The 19,093-nt window shown below is 45.5% G+C and carries 15 protein-coding genes; 4 read left to right on the top strand and 11 right to left on the bottom strand.

Features of this window, described 5'->3' with window-relative positions:
• Positions 1 to 2 precede the first annotated feature (2 nt).
• The 10 genes from LZZ85_RS04950 to LZZ85_RS04995 form a co-directional block, all read right to left on the bottom strand.
• On the bottom strand, positions 3 to 2,111 hold the full coding sequence (locus LZZ85_RS04950; RefSeq protein WP_237869087.1) for a S9 family peptidase: 2,109 nt from the start codon (positions 2,109 to 2,111) through the stop codon (positions 3 to 5).
• 257 nt (positions 2,112 to 2,368) lie between these two features.
• Complete coding sequence (locus LZZ85_RS04955; protein ID WP_237869089.1) at positions 2,369 to 3,136, bottom strand: succinate dehydrogenase/fumarate reductase iron-sulfur subunit; 768 nt, start codon at positions 3,134 to 3,136, stop codon at positions 2,369 to 2,371.
• Between the two features lie 123 nt (positions 3,137 to 3,259).
• Positions 3,260 to 5,236 (bottom strand): fumarate reductase/succinate dehydrogenase flavoprotein subunit, encoded by a 1,977-nt coding sequence (locus tag LZZ85_RS04960; protein ID WP_237869091.1) that lies wholly within the window; start codon positions 5,234 to 5,236, stop codon positions 3,260 to 3,262.
• Between the two features lie 61 nt (positions 5,237 to 5,297).
• Complete coding sequence (locus LZZ85_RS04965) at positions 5,298 to 5,981, bottom strand: succinate dehydrogenase cytochrome b subunit (RefSeq protein ID WP_237869093.1); 684 nt, start codon at positions 5,979 to 5,981, stop codon at positions 5,298 to 5,300.
• Positions 5,982 to 6,428: 447 nt separating this feature from the next.
• Entirely contained in the window at positions 6,429 to 6,992 is a 564-nt protein-coding gene (locus LZZ85_RS04970) for a hypothetical protein (RefSeq protein WP_237869095.1), read from the bottom strand.
• Between the two features lie 183 nt (positions 6,993 to 7,175).
• Positions 7,176 to 8,477 carry a threonine synthase gene (gene thrC / locus LZZ85_RS04975; protein ID WP_237869098.1) on the bottom strand — a complete coding sequence of 434 codons (1,302 nt, stop codon included), beginning with the start codon at positions 8,475 to 8,477 and terminating at the stop codon, positions 7,176 to 7,178.
• 37 nt (positions 8,478 to 8,514) lie between these two features.
• On the bottom strand, positions 8,515 to 9,441 hold the full coding sequence (locus tag LZZ85_RS04980; RefSeq protein WP_237869100.1) for a homoserine kinase: 927 nt from the start codon (positions 9,439 to 9,441) through the stop codon (positions 8,515 to 8,517).
• Between the two features lie 147 nt (positions 9,442 to 9,588).
• Positions 9,589 to 12,030, bottom strand: a complete 2,442-nt coding sequence (gene thrA / locus LZZ85_RS04985; protein WP_237869109.1) for a bifunctional aspartate kinase/homoserine dehydrogenase I — start codon at positions 12,028 to 12,030, stop codon at positions 9,589 to 9,591.
• A gap of 329 nt (positions 12,031 to 12,359) precedes the next feature.
• Entirely contained in the window at positions 12,360 to 13,175 is an 816-nt protein-coding gene (gene murQ / locus LZZ85_RS04990; RefSeq protein ID WP_237869117.1) for an N-acetylmuramic acid 6-phosphate etherase, read from the bottom strand.
• A gap of 9 nt (positions 13,176 to 13,184) precedes the next feature.
• On the bottom strand, positions 13,185 to 14,030 hold the full coding sequence (locus LZZ85_RS04995) for an N-acetylglucosamine kinase (protein WP_237869119.1): 846 nt from the start codon (positions 14,028 to 14,030) through the stop codon (positions 13,185 to 13,187).
• A 161-nt stretch (positions 14,031 to 14,191) separates the two neighbouring features.
• Here LZZ85_RS04995 and LZZ85_RS05000 point away from each other — a divergent pair, with 161 nt between their 5' ends.
• Positions 14,192 to 15,784: a S41 family peptidase gene (locus tag LZZ85_RS05000; protein ID WP_237869121.1), complete on the top strand. Its 1,593-nt coding sequence runs from the start codon at positions 14,192 to 14,194 to the stop codon at positions 15,782 to 15,784.
• A 145-nt stretch (positions 15,785 to 15,929) separates the two neighbouring features.
• On the opposite strand, the gene LZZ85_RS05005 is transcribed toward LZZ85_RS05000, so the two are convergent.
• The gene (locus LZZ85_RS05005; protein ID WP_237869123.1) at positions 15,930 to 16,349 is read right to left on the bottom strand and encodes a DUF6249 domain-containing protein; all 420 of its coding nucleotides are present in this window, start codon (positions 16,347 to 16,349) and stop codon (positions 15,930 to 15,932) included.
• A gap of 352 nt (positions 16,350 to 16,701) precedes the next feature.
• On the opposite strand from LZZ85_RS05005, the gene LZZ85_RS05010 reads away from it, so the two are divergent.
• The 3 genes from LZZ85_RS05010 to LZZ85_RS05020 all read left to right on the top strand — a co-directional run bounded on the left by LZZ85_RS05010 (position 16,702) and on the right by LZZ85_RS05020 (position 19,080).
• Positions 16,702 to 17,283, top strand: coding sequence for an RNA polymerase sigma factor (locus tag LZZ85_RS05010; protein ID WP_237869125.1), 582 nt, complete (start codon positions 16,702 to 16,704; stop codon positions 17,281 to 17,283).
• A gap of 17 nt (positions 17,284 to 17,300) precedes the next feature.
• Positions 17,301 to 17,813 carry an anti-sigma factor gene (locus tag LZZ85_RS05015; RefSeq protein WP_237869127.1) on the top strand — a complete coding sequence of 171 codons (513 nt, stop codon included), beginning with the start codon at positions 17,301 to 17,303 and terminating at the stop codon, positions 17,811 to 17,813.
• Positions 17,814 to 18,051: 238 nt separating this feature from the next.
• Positions 18,052 to 19,080 (top strand): HEAT repeat domain-containing protein, encoded by a 1,029-nt coding sequence (locus LZZ85_RS05020; RefSeq protein WP_237869129.1) that lies wholly within the window; start codon positions 18,052 to 18,054, stop codon positions 19,078 to 19,080.
• Positions 19,081 to 19,093 lie beyond the last annotated feature (13 nt).

The following is a 19,093-nucleotide window of genomic DNA, read 5'->3' on the forward strand; positions in this document are numbered from 1 at the left end:
ACCTATTCGTGTTCCTTAGCGTTTTGCGTATTCGATTCGCGCAATATCAGGAACGAGTACTGAAGCGCTACATCCTTCAAGTAATCAAACCGCCCGGAAGCGCCACCGTGACCAGCTTCCATATCGGTTTTCAACAGAAGAATGTTTTTGTCCGTTTTCATTGCCCGTAACCGGGCAACCCATTTGGCTGGTTCAAAATATTGAACCTGTGAGTCGTGAAGACCCGTCATCACCAGCATACTTGGATAATCTTTTTTCTCCACGTTATCATACGGCGAATAGGATTTCATATAGAAATATGATTCTTTGTTCTCAGGGTTTCCCCATTCATCATACTCATTTGTTGTAAGTGGGATCGTCGGATCGGACATTGTAGTTACGACATCTACAAACGGAACATCTGCGATGATGCCGTTCCAGAGTTGCGGAGCCATATTCGCCACAGCACCCATCAATAACCCGCCGGCGCTGCCGCCCATTGCATAAAGATGTCCGATGGAAGTATATTTCTGATCGATCAGAAATTTGCCACAATCGATAAAATCGTTGAACGTGTTTTTCTTGTTCATCATCTTTCCGTCATCATACCAATAACGCCCCATTTCCTCACCACCCCGGATATGCGCCATCGCATAGATAAAACCACGGTCAAGCAGACTGATCCTTTCACTTTCAAAATCAGCATCAAGACTGTAGCCATAAGACCCATATGCATACAGCAACAATGGTGCTGAGCTATCCTTTTTAGTTCCCTTCTTGTAAACAATAGAAACGGGGATCTTTACGCCATTGCTGCCAGTGGCGTAGATCCGTTCAGAGACATACTCTTCTTTTTTATATCCGCCAAGCACAGCCGTCTCCTTCAATAGTTTCTTCTGCTTTGCCTGCATATCGTAACTGTATACTGAATGCGGCGTTGTCATCGATTCGTAGTCAAACCTGATCACAGACGTGTTGAACTCCGGATTGAACGAAGCCTCCGCCGAATATGCCGGCTCTCCAAAATCGATATAATGCTCGTTACCTGTCAACAGTTCCCTGATCCGCAATCTTACAAGCCCCTCTTTCCTTTCCTCGATCAGCCAGTAATCCTTAAATGCTGAAATGTCTTCAAGCAATACATCACTCCTATGGCCGATAACATCTTTCCAATGGTCTTTTGACGTGTTGTTAACCGGCGTTTCCATCAGTTTATAGTTCTTCGCATCAAGATTTGTTACGATCAGAAACTTATCATTCCAGTGATCAATATCGTACAACACTTCCTTCATTCTTGGCTGAAATACCTGAAACTCCCGCAACGGTGTGTCAGCATCCAATATCCGCACTTCGGATGAAAGCGTTGCTTCCGATGAGATCACGATAAATTTCCGTGATCTGGTTTTGGATACGCCGATATAGTTCGACGGATCTTTTTCTTCATACACTACAACGTCTTTCGAGGCAGCTGTGCCGATGCTGTGCCGTTTGATCTTCTCCGACAGCAATGTTTTGGGATTGTTCTGCACATAGAAAAACGTGTTGTTATCATTTCCCCAGGCAATATCTGTACCCGTACCCTTTATCTGATCCTTCAGCGTTTCGCCTGTTTCAAGATCTTTAATGTAAAGGACGTATTGCCTCCGGGAAACTGTATCCACTGCATAGATCAGTTTTTTCGTATCGGGGCTGACAGCTAATGCCCCTACCGAAAAATAGCTATGACCTTCTGCCATCGCATCAGCATCAAGGATCACTTCTTCAGGAGCATCCATACTGCCTTTTCTCCGGCAATACTTGAAGTATTGTTTCCCTTCATCTGTTCTGTGATAATAGAAATATCCATTATTGAACACCGGAACACTCTCATCTTTCTCTTTGATACGCGCTTTCATTTCTGCGTAGAGACGTGTTTGGAGCTCTTTTGTTCCAGCCATCATTGTGTCCAGGTATGCGTTCTCGGCTTTTAGATACTCTACAACGTTGGCACTGTCCGGGCCTTTTTTGAAGAAATCATTCATCCAGTAATATTCATCCACACGGGTATCTCCATGCGCTATGAGTTCTTTCTGCTTTTTTTCTGCTGCTGGCGGTATAATGCTTTCCGGCCAGCTATAGGTTTCTTTTTTCACGTTGTTACTATTATTGGTGCATGCTGTAAATACTAAAACTATAACAGCTGACAGTATGAGGCGGTTCATAAGAATTTCTTTCATCCTGAATATACGAAATACGGATATAAAGATGCATGATTCATTTCATTAGGCGTATGAGTATCGTAACGGACTCCGGACGTGAAAAAGGCGTCGGGAACACATACACAAGCCGGTAAAACAAAGGGGCCGCCTTAAAGGCAGCCCCTGATTGATATCGTAACGAAGAAGACTGATTATTGCTTATCAGAAGCAAGACTCGCTTTCGCATACTCGCCATTCAACCTCGATATGTTTGTGATAGAGATCTCTTTTGGACAAACGGCTTCACAAGCTTCGGTAAAAGTACACGAGCCGAAACCTTCCTTATCCATTTGTGAAACCATGTTCATCACACGATTTTTTCTCTCCGTATTACCTTGCGGTAACAGCGCCAGGTGAGAAACTTTTGCAGAAACGAACAGCATTGCTGAAGAGTTCTTACAAGCTGCCACGCAAGCGCCGCAACCAATACAGGCTGCCGCAGCAAACGCTTTATCGGCATTATCCTTTTCGATCGGAATAGCATTACCGTCGATAGAAACACCAGTGTTCACAGAAACATAACCACCCGCCTGGATGATCCGGTCAAATGAAGAACGGTCAACCACCAGGTCTTTTACCACAGGGAAAGCATTCGCTCTCCAGGGCTCCACCACTACAGTGTCACCATCTTTGAACGCACGCATGTGCAACTGACAGGTGGTTGTACCATGCCATGGACCATGCGGACGACCATTTATGTACATAGAGCACATACCGCAAATACCTTCACGGCAATCGTGGTCAAACGCGATCGGCTCTTTTCCGTCGTGGATCAATTGTTCATTCAATACATCGAACATCTCCAGGAATGACATCTCCGAAGAAATATCCTTCACCTGGTAGGTTTCAAAGTTACCCTCAGCTGATGCATTCTGTTGCTTCCAGACCTTAAGCGTAAGATTCATTGAATAGTGCTCCATATTTCGAGACCTTTTTTCTTGATTGAATAGAATGTTTAACAGTTTAATAGTTTAATAGTTTTAATGTTGCTTCGTGTTATGTCTAACTCTTACACTTTAAAACCTTAAACTTTTAAACTTCTCTTACTTGTAGTTCCGCTGACTAGGCTTGATCACCTCATACTCCAGCTTCTCTTTATGCAACTGCCAGTCGCTTTCCCCTTTATACTCCCATGCAGCTACATACATGTATTGATCATCATGACGCAGTGCTTCTCCGTCTTCTGTCTGGCTTTCCTCACGGAAGTGACCACCACAGCTTTCATTACGATCCAACGCATCTTTACACATCAGTTCACCCAGTTCGATAAAGTCTGCAACGCGACCTGCTTTATCAAGCTCGGTGTTCATTTCGTTGATATTACCAGGGATACGTACATCACTCCAGAACTCTTTTTTTAATTGCTGGATCTCAACGATCGCTTCTTTCAGTCCTTTTTCGTTACGGGCCATTCCACATTTCTCCCACATGATCTTACCGAGGCGTTTGTGGAAGCTTTCTACTGACTGCTTCCCTTTAATGCCTATCAGCGTTTTGATCCTGTCGCTGACAGCAGCTTCCGCCTTCTCAAATGCTTCGTGCGTGGTCGGAATTGGTTTTGTTCCGATCTCATCAGCGAGATAGTTACCGATGGTATAAGGAATGACGAAGTATCCGTCTGCCAGACCCTGCATCAGCGCAGAGGCGCCGAGACGGTTTGCTCCGTGATCACTGAAATTAGCTTCACCGAGTGCATACAATCCCTGGATATTTGTCATCAGCTCATAATCCACCCAAAGACCACCCATGGTATAGTGAACCGCAGGATAGATCCTCATCGGAACTTCATAAGGGTTCTCACCGGTGATCTTTTCATACATATCGAAAAGGTTACCGTATTCTTCTTTTACCACTTCTTTACCGAGGCGGACCAGTGTCGCTTCATCAGGGTTTTCGATGCCCAGTTTGCTGGCCTCTACCCTTCCGTATTTGTTGATCAGGTTAAAGCGAAAATCGAGATATACGGCTTGCTTGGTCGTGCCCACACCAAAACCAGCATCGCAGCGCTCTTTGGCCGCTCTTGAAGCCACGTCACGCGGTACGAGGTTACCGAAAGCAGGATATCTTCTTTCGAGATAATAATCCCTTTCTTCCTCAGGAATATCATTCGCCTTGCGGTCGTCATTTTGTTTTTTGGGAACCCAGATCCGGCCGTCATTTCTCAATGACTCAGACATCAGGGTCAGCTTGCTCTGGTGATCACCAGTTACCGGAATACAGGTCGGGTGAATTTGCGTAAAGCATGGGTTTCCGAAGAACGCACCTTTACGATGAGCTTTCCAGGCAGCGGTTACGTTACTTCCCATCGCATTCGTGGAAAGATAGAATACGTTGCCATATCCACCTGTACACAACAATACAGCATGGCCGAAATGACGTTCTGTTTTACCACTGATCAGGTCGCGCGCGATAATTCCTCTGGCCTTTCCGTCGATCACAACCACGTCAAGCATTTCATGACGTGTGTACATCTGCACGTTGCCAAGGGCTACCTGGCGTTCGAGAGCCTGGTAAGCACCGATCAGCAATTGCTGCCCGGTCTGACCCGCCGCGTAGAAAGTTCTTTTCACCTGTGTACCACCAAAAGAACGGTTGTTCAGCAGGCCACCATATTCGCGCGCAAAAGGAACACCCTGCGCCACGCACTGGTCGATGATATTTACACTCACTTCAGCAAGGCGATGTACGTTCGATTCACGTGCACGATAGTCGCCCCCTTTAATGGTATCATAAAACAAACGGAATACAGAATCACCATCATTCTGGTAATTCTTTGCAGCATTGATCCCGCCCTGTGCAGCGATAGAGTGCGCACGGCGAGGAGAATCCTGGAAGCAGAAAGCCTTTACTTTATAGCCAAGCTCACCGAGTGAAGCGGCCGCAGATGCGCCGGCCAGACCCGTTCCTACAACAATGATCTCGATCTTTCTCTTATTGGCAGGGTTTACCAGCTTACAATGGCCTTTATAATCTACCCATTTTTCTTCCAGTTTTCCTGCAGGAATTTTTGAATCTAACATAACCGAGGATTTCTCTTATTAGTATGATTAGAATGATTTCAATTAACGTTATACAGGTTGGTTACACCCAACCCAGGTAAAAGCTGACCGGCATCAGGGCAAAAGCCAGGGGAACGATCACTGAGAAGCCAATACCCACTGAGTTGATCAGGGCAATGTACTTATGATTTGTTAGCCCCAGCGCACGGAATGCGCTCTGGAAACCATGTACAAGGTGCCACGCCAGGGAGAAGCATCCCAGAACATATAGAATAACGACAAGCAGATTATCGTTGAAAACGCTTGCCATTTCGGCAAACAGGTTGTGGTATTCTTTACCATCAATATAAACCGGCTCCAGGCCTGTAATACGTGAAGGCACCCAGAAATGAGCGATATGCATGATCAGGAACAGCAAGATCAGTGTTCCAAGCAGACCCATTGATTTCCTGTACCAGGCAGACCCTTTGCTACCCATTTTTACAGCATACCCCTTTTTCCTTTTAGCACGGTTCTGGAACTCCAGGACAAGTCCCTGGATGATGTGCAGGAAAAACGTCGCAAACAACCCGATCTCCAATACACGGGGAACGACATTAGAGCCCATGAAATGAGCGGCTTTGTTGAACATTACACCGTCATCCATTGCCCAGATACAGGCATTCAGACCAACGTGAACTACTAGAAACGCAATGAGAAATAAGCCGGATAAACTCATTATGAGTTTCTTACCGACAGAGGAAGTGAAGAAATCAGACCATTTCATCAGTATATTCTTTTATTTAATCCGTGCTGATGGGTCCTACGCTATCAAAACATACCAGACACTGAAAGATCGTGGATATTCTGATAAGGGCGACTCATACGCAAACAAAAGGATGGTGATTAAATTTTTGCAAAGTTAGCATCGGATGACGAAAAAATGACAAAAACTTTTGCAAACGTTACCGGCAGAATTGTCATAACATCCTGTTTTTCCGCAAAATCCACGCCCAGAGCGGATATTACCGGCGTTAAGAACTAAATTAAAATTTCTGATGATAATTACAGGTGCTGACCGGCAACGATTTCGAACAGCTCCAGGAAGAACCTGGCGGGTGAAATGATACTCGCCGGGCGCGGCAAAATACAATACTCCAGCGCAGTTTTCATCGCGTCCGTCGCGTATCGTTCAGCCCTCCTACGCCGGTCGAACCATATTATCCTGCTAATGTCAGTCGAGCCGCGACATCTGTTCCTCGTCGATCTTTTTGAACAGGTGAAACGGTTTATACACCCGCCAGTTATCCAGTTCCTGCAATTCGATATAGCGGTTCAGTTTCGCTTTCCTGAAATCATACTGCGTCTGCTCCGGCATGTTCAAACAAACAACCCAGCCATTCTCATCAGTGATCTCCTCATATAATTCTTCATAATAGTCAGCCTGCCCACTATGAAAATTCAGCACATTTTCCGCAATAAGAATGAACTTGTTAATTCCTTCATACATGAACTTCTCCAAAACATCCCGTTTCAACGTCATCATATCTCCTTCAATCGCATCATTCCACTCCCCAATCATTTCAATAATAGCATACCGTTCTTCATAGTCCGCCATTAGTACTTTGAGGTAAAGCGTCCGGCTGCCAAATTCATCCCATTGAGGATGGATATAATAATTGTAAACTGTTTGCGAGAATTCGAATTCAGAATAGGCCCGGCCATGAAAAGGCGAGCGGACATCTTCTTCACTAACATATATGTGCCGCCAGTTATAAAAAGGTTCTATATCATGCATAGGCTAAGAGGAAAAGAGGGTAAAGAGAAAAAAGAGTGACGATTGAAAACGATTTTCAGATCAGTATTTTTTCCCTTGTCTCTTATGCCGCAAAGATAAGCCAAGAGGAAAAAAGAGGAAAACGGGCAGGTAGTTTTTAACTCTTTTTATCCTTTTACTCATCCGGTTCAGCCGCCGCCCATCTTAACTTCCGCTGAGCAGGATATGGGCGAGGTGATTGTAATCGGGTTTCATGAAAAGGCTTTTCTTTTTTTCGTTCATGAGAGACTTCAATGATGGAGGCATGACGACGGGCTTTCCTGTTGCGGTCTGTACGGCGTCCGGAAATTTTACCGGGTGTGCTGTTTCAAGAAAAAAACCTTTCAGATCCACGTGTTCGCTCAGGTAGCGATCAAGAGCCAGATAACCAACAGCGCCATGCGGATCTGCCAGGTACTGGTGTTTGTCGAAGATATCTTTGATCGCCTGCATTGTTTCTGTATCAGAAACAGTGGCAGATGATAATTTCTTTTTGAGGTCCGGCAGTTGCTGATGGAAGATCTCCAGAATGCGCACGAAGTTGCTCGGGTTGCCGACGTCCATCGCATTACTGAGGGTTGGGATGGCGGTACGTGTTTTGTATTCCCCGGTTTCCAGATAATTTGTCACAACGTCATTGGCATTACAGGCTGCTATAAAATGATTTACCGGAAGACCCGATGCATTGGCCAGGATACCGGCGCAGATATTGCCAAAATTCCCGCTGGGAACAGAGATCACCGGCGGATTGTGTTTATCCTTCCATTGTTTCCAGGCAAGGAAATAGTAGAACTGCTGCGGCAGCCATCGCGCTACGTTGATGGAATTTGCTGATGTAAGAAAAATATTGCGGCGCAAGGCCTCATCTGCAAACGCTTGCTTAACGAGCTGCTGGCAATCATCGAAGCTCCCATCAACTTCCAGGGCCTTGATATTTTTCCCTAATGAAGTAAGTTGCTTTTCCTGTACCGGGCTGACTTTCCCAGAAGGATAAAGGATTACCACCTCCACTCCTTCCACACCAAGGAAACCATTGGCAACGGCTCCGCCTGTATCTCCCGAAGTTGCCACAAGCACGGTTACTTTTTTTGATTCGCCCGAAAGAAAATAACCAAGGCAACGGCTCATGAACCGTGCTCCTATGTCTTTGAATGCAAGTGTTGGACCATGAAACAGTTCGAGTGACGAGATCTGCTTATTCAATTCAACTAAAGGGATGGGAAAGCTCAAGGTCTCTTTGACAATGGTCCTGAGTTTTTCGTCCGGAATGGTTGATCCTACATATGGCTTTATTACATCAAAGGCGATGTCCTCATCAGCCATTTGCTCTATCCTGCCGATCCATTCTTTATCTTTTACAGGAATGGTTTCCGGAAAATAAAGGCCTTTATCAGGGGCTTGCCCCAGTATAGTGGCATCTTTAAAGTCAACCGCGGGAGATTGTTTATTCAGACTATAATATTTCACGATAGGTGTTTTAATGATCAATGAGCCGGGTAAAGTATTATTTCAAAGCCTCTATACGTACTCCGTTCTTATTTACAGTTGTTACATAAGTGTGATAAGCGATCCCGATCTTATCATACACTTTTTTCATTTCTGCTTCCACTTTTTTTGCAGCTGCCTCATCCCTGCTTAGCATAAAAATAGAAGGACCTGATCCTGAGATCCCCCCACCGAGAGCTCCTGCTGCCTTGCAATTGGCTTTCACTTCATCAAACCCAGGAATGAGAATGCTTCTTACAGGCTCGATGATCACGTCTTCGAGGGAACGGCCAATCAGATCGAGATCATTTTTGCAGAAGCCGGCTACCAGTCCAGCGATATTCCCCCACTGCCTGATCGCATCCTTCAGCTGCACCTGCTGACGAAGGATCTGCCTTGCGTCAGATGTACGCACTTCTATCTGCGGATGGATAACAGTAACGAAGAGCTCCGGACAGGGAATGGAAGTTACGTCAAGCGGATGGATCGACCTGATAAGGCTCACACCTCCCAGTATACACGGCGCGATATTATCAGCATGCTTCACACCTGATGCAAGTTTTTCACCATTCATGGCAAACTGGATCACTTCATCCGTACTGAATATATTACCGAGTAAATGATTGGCTGCAACTGCCGCGCCTGCTGCACTGGCTGCACTTGAGCCGATACCACTGCCAGGCTTGATATGCTTTTCTATAGTGACCTCAAAGCCCGTGTTGCCACCGATCTTTTCCATGATAGAGAGGAATACCACACCTGCTACATTCTTCTCAGGATCTGTCGGAAGATTGTATTCATCACGATTGTGAATGATCACCTTCGGTTCGTCCAGCAGCGATACTTCCATGATATCGGACGGTTCATTGAGCGCAAGTCCGAGAATATCGAAACCACATACAAGGTTAGCAACAGTTCCGGGAGCGAATACTTTTATTTTTGACATGCGTTAGGAAAGATTTTGGCTCAAATGCTCTATATTTTAACAGCTCAGAAGTTGGAAGGCAGGCTTTTGCCGTCAAATTCTGTAACAATCAAATCATTGAACTATTAAACTATTAAACCATTAAACTATTAAACTTTTAAACTGTTTTTATCTGCTTGCACGAATGATATCCGCAAACACTCCGCTCGCCGTAACTTCCGCACCGGCACCTGCGCCTTTCACGACCATTGGTTGCTCCGGGTATCGTTCTGTGTAGAAAAGAACGATATTGTCTTTCCCATACAAATGATAAAGGTTATGTGCAGGATCGATGTGTTGTAATCCAACAGCTGCTTTGCCGTTGTTGAATGTTGCCACGAATTTTAATTTGCAACCTGCCTTGGCAGCATTATCAAACAGTGCTTTGAAATGTTTTTCTTCTTTGGCCATCGCGGCATAAAAATCAGCAACCGATCCCTGCATACAGGATTCCGGCATAAAACTTTCGTTGCTGATCTCATTCATTTCGATCTTCTCTCCTGCTTCGCGTGCAAGGATCATGATCTTGCGCATTACGTCTGTACCACTGAGATCAAGACGTGGATCAGGTTCTGTATACCCTTCGTCCTGCGCCTGTTTTACCACCTCAGCAAACGGGCGGCTGCCATCATAATTATTGAAGACGAAGTTCAGTGTTCCGCTCAACACCGCGTCGATCCGGTTCACACGATCACCGCTTCTTAAAAGGTCATTTAACGTTCCAATGATCGGCAGTGCGGCTCCAACATTTGTTTCAAAAAGGAACTGGCAATTAAACTCATTGGCCAGATCTTTCAATCTTTTGTATTGTTCGTAAGCGGATGAAGCAGCGATCTTATTACATGCCACCACCGAAATGCTCTTTTGCAGCAGCTTATCGTATACAGCTGCTACCTTATCATTGGCTGTTACATCCACAAAAATGGAATTCCGGAGATTGCGGCTGATAATACCTTCCACAAAACTTTCGAGACTGGCAGACTCACCATTTTCCAGTTCGCCTTTCCATTTCTCCAGGTTGATGCCCTCTTCTTTCAACAACATCTTACGGCTATTTGATACACCTACCAATCGCACCTGCAATTTCATTTGCTGCTGCAGGAAGCCAAGTTGTTTCTGAAGCTGGCCTAATAATTTTGCCCCTACATTCCCGGTACCTGCAATGAACAGGTTTACCTGCTTATAAGTCGTTTCAAAGAATTCTTCATGTAATACGTTGATCGCTTTGCGGACATCTTTGGTAGAGATAACGGCAGAGATATTCTTTTCGGATGAACCCTGTGCGATCGCACGGATATTCACGCCATTCTTACCCATTGCGCTGAACATACGGCCACTGATCCCCGGGTGGCTTTTCATATTCTCACCAACAAGAGCTGCAACGGACAATTCGTTTTCGATGGTCAGCGGCTCCACTTTCTGTAAGGTGATCTCATTGGCAAATGCAGCATCAACTACCTGCTTTGCCAGCGCCGCCGCGCTGGAATCAACCGCCACGCAGATCGAGTGTTCGGAGGAGCTTTGCGTGATCAGGATCACGTTGATCCGCTCATTGCTCAATGCTTCGAAAAGACGTTTGGAAAATCCCGGGATCCCGATCATTCCACTTCCTTCCAGGCTTAACAGAGCGATATTATTGATACTCGAGATACCTCTTACAATGTTTCCGGTCTTAGAAGCTGCTGCTTCTATCAGCGTGCCCTCGTCCTGCGGGGCAAATGTATTCTTGATCCATACAGGGATACGCTTGTTCATCACAGGTTGTATCGTTGGCGGATAGATCACTTTTGCGCCGAAGTGCGACAGTTCCATTGCTTCCTGGTAAGAAATGCGCGGAATGATGCGCGCGTTGGCGGTAAGCCTCGGATCAGCCGTCATCATCCCGCTCACATCTGTCCAGATCTCCAGGTTTACAGCATCAACACAGGCTGCCAGGATCGCTGCGGTATAATCGGAGCCACCGCGCCCGAGCGTTGTGGTGATCCCCTTTTTATCTGCGGAGATAAACCCGGGCAACAGGAACAGACCCGCCTCAGAAGAAGAAAAGTACTGCCTGACCTTTTCAGCCGTTGCAGTAAAGTCTACTTCCGCAGCCGTATAATTTGAATTGGTAATGATCAGTTCGCGGCTGTCCTTCCAGGCAACCTCTACCCCATTTGATAAGATTGTTTCTGCAATAATGCGGGAGGATAGCCATTCGCCATAGCTGGCGATCCTGTCCTTTGACCGGGTGGTCAGTTCCCGCAGCAGGTAGATCCCGCTGCAGATGTCTTCGAGTTCATTACAACTTTTCTTTACCAAGCTGAGCAACTGGCTTTGCTGTGCAACCGGAATAAGTTGCTTTACTGCTTCAAGATGCCGTTGCTCCACTACCGCCAGTTTTTCTTTATAGGAATCATCGCCTTCTGCCGCTAATGAAGACGCGGATAAGAGCAGATCCGTGACACCTCCCAGTGCTGATACAACTACGATCGTTTTATCTTTTTGCTTTGCTGCTGTAACGATGCTGACAACCTTTCTGATATTTTCCGCATTGGCTACGGAAGTTCCGCCAAACTTTAAGACCTGCATGGATCTGTATTTAAATGATAATTGATAGAATGAGAGCGATTCTCTTTGGTATTCAGCCCTGTGGGGCCCTGGGGTAGTATGGTAAATTAATCCGCGTTAGCGGATTGTTGTAATCGTTGTAATAATAGCCATCATTGCAACAGGAGCCGTTGCAAAAGAAGAAGAGATGATATGGTTATTATTTCCTACCAAAATGCTGATGCAATATAAATGAAAAAGTCAAATAAAGTCAAAATTCAAAAGTAAAAATTAAAAAAAGCACCATAATGATAGATAATCTCTACCGTTCAGGGTGCTTTTTTTAATTTTTACTTTTGAATTTTGACTTCTTACTTCGTAACTGACTCCGCGGCCTTTTTAACGCTGCCATGCTTTACCAGGAGTTCTTTTGCTTTTTCATAATCACTCCAGTTCAGTCTTTCCATCAGCATCTTTACTCCACGATCGATCAGCTTCTCATTGGTAAGCTGCATGTTCACCATCTTATTATCTTCCACCCTGCCGAGTTGGATCATGGCGGATGTCGAGATCATATTTAATACAAGCTTCTGCGCGGTACCGCTTTTCATCCGGGTGCTGCCGGTTACAAATTCGGGGCCTACCACCACTTCGATCGGAAAATCCGCTGCAGCGCTTACCGGGGAATCAGGGTTGCAGGAAATGCTGCCGGTGATGATTCCCTTCTTGCGGCATTCGTCCAATGCCCCGATCACATACGGAGTAGTACCACTTGCCGCAATGCCGATCACCACATCTTTATCTGATACATTATATGCCTGCAGATCTTTCCAGCCCTGCTCACGATCATCTTCCGCAAATTCAATTGCCGTAGTAATCGCCTTGTCGCCACCAGCAATAACGGCGATCACCAGGCCATAGGGAACGCCGTATGTGGGCGGACATTCACTTGCATCAACTACCGCAAGTCTTCCGCTCGTGCCTGCGCCAATGTAAAACAAGCGGCCACCCATCAACATCTTATCGCTAACTACTTCTGTAAGTTTCTCGATCTGGGGAATAGCTGCTTCAACTGCAGCGGGAACGGTCTGATCTTCTTTATTAATATTATCCAATAAAGTTCTTACACTCATTTTTTCAAGATGACGGTAAGGACTATCCTGCTCTGTGAATTTTTCGAATGCCATGTATCTCTTTTAACTATGATAATCTATCAGCCCACTCATAGGCTTCTTTATTACTGTTCCTAATTCAAATTCATAACTATGGCAAAGCTGGGCCAGCACGTCACGGAAACCAAATGCCACGCTGCCCACAAAGTTCACCGGATGCGACCATATTTCCCGGTATTTACACAAATGATTGAAGAAAAAATCATTCAACCCATCTTCAATAATGTTCTCGATCATGTAATGGTTGCGGTTTTCTGCAAGAAATTTTGCAAAACCAGCCAGGTAACGGTTCGGTAAGGGTTTTTTATAAACGTTTTCGAGGATCTCTTTCGCATTGGTCATGTATGTCAGATCAAAACGGCCACGCAGCTCTTCGTCAAATGTGCCGTACAGATAATACTGTATTACTTTTTTACCCAAATAGGCACCGCTACCTTCATCACCCAATACATAGCCCAGCCCCGGACTGTTCTTCATGATCTTTTTACCATTATAAAAACAGGAATTTGATCCGGTGCCGAGGATCGCCGCCACACCTTTGCCGTCTCCACAAAGTGAGCGCGCCGCTGCAAGCATATCATGCGTCACTTCCAGTGATGTTGCCTCAGGAAAAACCTTGCGCAATGCTTTTTTTACGATCGCCACATTATCCGGATTGGAGCAACCCGTTCCATAATAATAGATCTCATCGACACTTACATTCTTAAGCTTTGACCGGAGTTCTTTCTGCAATAGTTCCTGAATTTGCTCGCCGCTCAGAAAGTAGGGACTGATGCCCTGTGTGATCACTGTTTTTACTTTACCGGAGCCTACCAGGGTCCATTCTGATTTGGTAGCACCACAGTCTGAAATTAATTTGACAGAAGGCATGATTTGAGTTTAGGTTCCCGTTTATCGCTGGATGCTAGAGCGTAAGAAGGTTATTGGGAAATGTTTAACAAGGGAATAACCTTCAAACAGGGTGCCCGCAAAAGCCGGCAATCCATAAACAATAAACTTTGTCTATTTTGCGCCAAATTTCAGCAAAATAAATGATGGGAAATAAAAAATTACAGGTTTGGTTACCACTTCTCTTTTCGGTTGTATTGATAGCAGGGATGTTTTTCGGTTACAAATTGAATAAAGGCGGCAATTCCAAAGGTTTTTTCAAAACAAGCAGGCCCACTTCGCTCCAGGAAGCGCTGGACCTGATCCGTTCAAAATATGTTGACCCAGTAAGCCTGGATTCTCTCCAGGGCGGGGCTATCCAGGAAATGATGACTGAGCTTGACCCTCACTCTGTGTATTTTCCTCCGGTTGAATCCAAAGAAGCCATTGAAGATCTTCAGGGCAATTTCGATGGTATCGGTGTTGAGTTCAATGTGTTTACTGACACCGTTAACGTGACTTACGTTTTACCTGGCGGACCCAGTGACGTAGCCGGCCTGAGGATCGGTGATAAGATCGTTGCCGTGAACGATTCCTCGCTTGTTGGAGCCGGAGTCACCAATTCGAAGATCCGCGAATTTATCAGGGGTAAAAGCGGTTCCTCCGCCGTATTGACCATCGTACGTGATGCAAAAGTTCAAAAGGTAAATGTAAAACGTGGCAGCATCCCTGTACCATCCGTGGACGCCGCTTACATGATCAACGCAAAAACAGGTTATATCAAGCTCAATAAATTCACCGCTACCAGCTACGAAGAGTTCATGCAGGCACTTGAAGATCTCCAGAAACAGGGCATGAACGAGCTGATCTACGACCTCCGCGGCAATGGCGGTGGTTTTATGAATGAAGCGATTGACATGGCTGATGAATTTCTTGATGGTGATAAACTCATCGTATATACAGAAGGGGTGAACAGCAAGAAGAGAGAATACCGTGCAAAACGCCCGGGGCTGTTTGAAAAAGGTAAACTGGTCATATTGATCGACGAACTGTCTGCCAGCGCAAGTGAAGTGTTGGCGGGTGCATTGCAGGACTGGGACCGGGCAACCATCATCGGCCGCCGCAGCTTTGGAAAAGGTCTTGTACAGGAGCAGTATGAATTGAGCGATGGCTCTGCTATTCGTCTCACTGTTGCCCGCTACTACTCTCCTCTTGGCAGAAGCATCCAGCGTCCCTATGACAAAGGTAAAAAAGTGTACATGGAAGAAATATCCGAGCGGTATTACAATGGAGAAGTACTTTACGCAGATTCCAACAAAGTCAATCATGGTAAAGAATATAAAACCCCCTCGGGCCATATCGTATACGGTGGCGGCGGCATCATGCCGGATTATTTTGTTCCCATCGATACATCAACCTATCCTGTAAGCATCAACCGCATTTTCACAAGCGGCAGTATCAACAGCTTTGTATATTCTTATTACCTGAAGAATCGCCCTGTGATCGATCAATATAAAAATGCCACTGACTACGCACAGCATTTTAATCAATCCAGCCAGATGTGGAATGAGTTTGTGCAGCATGCTGCCTCTAAAGACTCTGTCAATCTCTCCACCTTAAATGCCAAACAACAACAGACACTACAGCGTCGCCTGGAAGCATTTCTTGGTCGTTTCCGCTGGAGGAACAACGGCTATTACCAGGTGTTGAACCATGATGATGCGGTGATCGCGAAAGCAATGGAAATGGTAAAGTAGACCGACCGGGTAAGGATCACGAACGACAGATCGCAGGCTGCTGCCGTGCATCGGATAAACGGAGCAACTATCATATTACATAAAACGAGAGCCGGAATTCCTTATAAAGAAATTCCGGCTCTCGTTTATTTATTTCCAGTACTCTTTAGAGAACGGTGCCACGATCTATGGTATCTCTGTCCTCTTTGCCCCATCTTCTTTCCCGTTTAGCCTCATTCTCATCCCACCATTTCTTCTCTACTTTATACGAACCAAAGAGGCCCAGTCCGCCGCCGATAGCGATCAGTGAGAAGTAAATAGCCGCATTGCCATCATCGTGTCTCGCACTCGGCATGATAAAATGATCAGCCAGGTATGCGAGGAAAAGACCCGCACCCGCACCTATCAGCAACAATCCCCATTTCAGGTTTTTATATGGAACCGGACGATCCGCCAGCTCCTTGGGATTCATCCCTTTTTCGATCATCGCGAGATTCTCCCGCTTATACATATAGACGATTCCGAAGATCAGTAAAAAGAAGCTCAGTGGGATCAGTATCGCGACGAGCATTTCTGTGCCTTGCATAACTTGTTATTTATTATTCTTTTAATGTTGTTCTGCTCTCTTTGACTACGGTTGTTCCAACCAGGTTACAGCCATCGAAAACTTTTTTTAAAACCGGTTCTGGAATATAGGACTACGGCTTAAAGCGGGAGGTTACAGATAAAGTCTAAAGTAAAAGATCAAAAGTGAAAAATCAGCGATCAGATGGTGTTGCCCGAGGGCTGCACTAAAAGGCAAGTCCTGGTAAGATGCCCGGGGTGTCAATATGAGTAGTTAACTAACAATCCAATAGATTTTCTACTTTTGACCTTATACTTGTTACTTTTTACTTTACCTGTAACCAAACTCCCTCTCCCGTAGTCTAACCTGTTGTATGTCGACCGGACAAAATGATAATGAACTCATTAGCAACGTGCTGGGGGGAGATCAGCAGGCTTACGCCGTGCTGGTGGACCGCTATAAAAGTTATGTGTTTACCCTCGCGCTTCGCTTTACGAAGAACCGGGAAGACGCAGAAGAAGTCTCGCAGGATATATTTATTAAAGCATATCGCGCGCTGGCTGATTTCAGGGGAGCATCCAAGTTCAGCACCTGGCTTTATACCATTGTGAACACCACCTGTATCACATTTTTGAGAAAGAAAAGACTGGAAGTGTATTCGCTGGATAATGAGAATGTGTTTGAAGTGGCAGACAGCCAGGATTCCGGTTTGAGGGCAAACCTGGTAGAACAAAAATCAAGGGTGAATATGGTGAACCAGGCAATTTCCCTGCTAAGCAGCGATGATGCGGAAATAATAACCTTATTCTATAAAGCCGAACAATCGCTTGACGAAATAGCCAAAGTGCTGGGGATTGAAACGAACGCTGTGAAAGTACGCCTGCATCGTGCCAGAACAAGATTAAGAGAGAAAATGCAAAAGCACTTTGCAGCGGAAGTAAATGACCTGAACTGATCTTAAATTGAAAAGATATGAGTGAACAACTGACAATGGAGGAACGTCTTTGGGAATATATAGACGGAATGTCTACACCCGAAGAAAAGACGGTGATCGATCAACTGATCGAGGCAAATGCCGAATGGCGTGCAAAATATGGTGAACTGCTCGAAGCGCACCAGCTCATGTTCTCCTCCGAACTGGAAGAGCCATCCATGCGGTTTACAAAAAATATCATGGAAGAAATTGCAGTGCTGCAGATCGCTCCAGCTGCTAAAAGTTATATCAACAAAAAGATCATCTGGGGTATCGCGATATTCTTTATCACGATTATCGCTGGCTTCCTCATCTATGGCATCGGACAGGTGAAATGGAGCAGCGGATCAGATGGAACAAAGATACCTGTCGACTTTAGCAAGATCGATCTCAGCCCGATGTTCAACAATACCTATATCAACATATTCATGATGCTGAATGTAGTGCTCGGGCTGTTCCTTTTTGATCGCTATTTGGCGAGCAAACGCAGAGAACGGCATAAAGAAGCTTGATGATGCAGATCATTAAGTCCGGTCGGGCCTCCTTTTACAGGGAGGCCCTTTTCTTTAGGAATACTGCAAAAAGTAGCTTCCCGTCTCACCGGTAAAATTTAAACCGGACACGGCAAGACGGGCAGGATTCTTATTTTCGCGAAGCGTTCTTCATTTGTTTCTGTAGAATCAACTGCTTTCGCAACAGTTCATTCAACACACAGGACAACCATTTACTTTTTGTCTGTAAGTTTATCCAATGAAAAAGCTGCTCCCCTTCCTCTCCTTTTTCTTCGCCGGAACACTCTATGCTCAACCCGACAGACTGGGTATTATTGAAATATATGGCGCGTCAGATAAAAATATAGCTTCCATAAAAACAGCGATCCGTGTAGTTGAAGGAGATCGTATCGACCGGTCTGTTCTTAATAAAGCGGAGATCGAAAAACGCATAAAAACGGTGAAGGGGATCAGCCATACAGATGTGACGTTGATCTGCTGTGAAGAAGTACAGGGACGTTCGATCTTATATATTGGTGTGGCTGGTCATAATGCGCAACTTATCAAACCCGGTCCTGATCCATCCGGAGCCGCAAAGCTGGATTCTTTTATACTGGGAACATATGACCGCTATAATAATGTTTTAAGAGAAGCCGTACTGGCAGGACAGGCCACTGAAAATAATGACCAGGGGCATATCTGGCTTGATTATCCACCTGCAAAACCGATCCAGGACAGCCTGATCGCTTATGCATTTGCCAATCTGCCGTTGTTGAAAACAGTAGTCAGGAGTTCAACATTTACAGATCACCGCCGTGCCGCCAGTTGGATCATTGGCTTTGCAAAGAATAAGAAAGAGATCATCGCAGACCTGCTCATTGCCAGTGATGATAAAGATGAAACCGTGCGTAACAACGCCACGCGTGCACTCGGGGTGATTGCCCGGTATGCTGATCAACACCCCACTGCGGAGATAAAGATCCCCGCAGAACATTTTATCCGTCATCTGCAGTCCATCGTATGGACAGACCGGAACAAGTCCGCCATGCTCCTCGAGTCGCTCACGGCGAACAGGGACAAATCCGTACTTAATAAAATCGAAAGAACATCGTTGCCTCAGATCATAGAAATGGCCCGGTGGAAAAACCCGGGCCATGCCATGTTCGCATTCATTATTCTGGGACGGATAGCAGGAATATCTGAAGAAAAGATCTTCGCTGCATTCACATCCGGAAAAAGGTTAATGGTAGTGAATGAATGGACGAATGCGATCCGTAAGAAACAGTAAGGTCTTAGCGTTC

Origin of the sequence: Terrimonas ginsenosidimutans (assembly GCF_022012415.1) — a bacterium.
GTDB classification, from domain to species: Bacteria; Bacteroidota; Bacteroidia; order Chitinophagales; family Chitinophagaceae; genus Terrimonas_A; species Terrimonas_A ginsenosidimutans.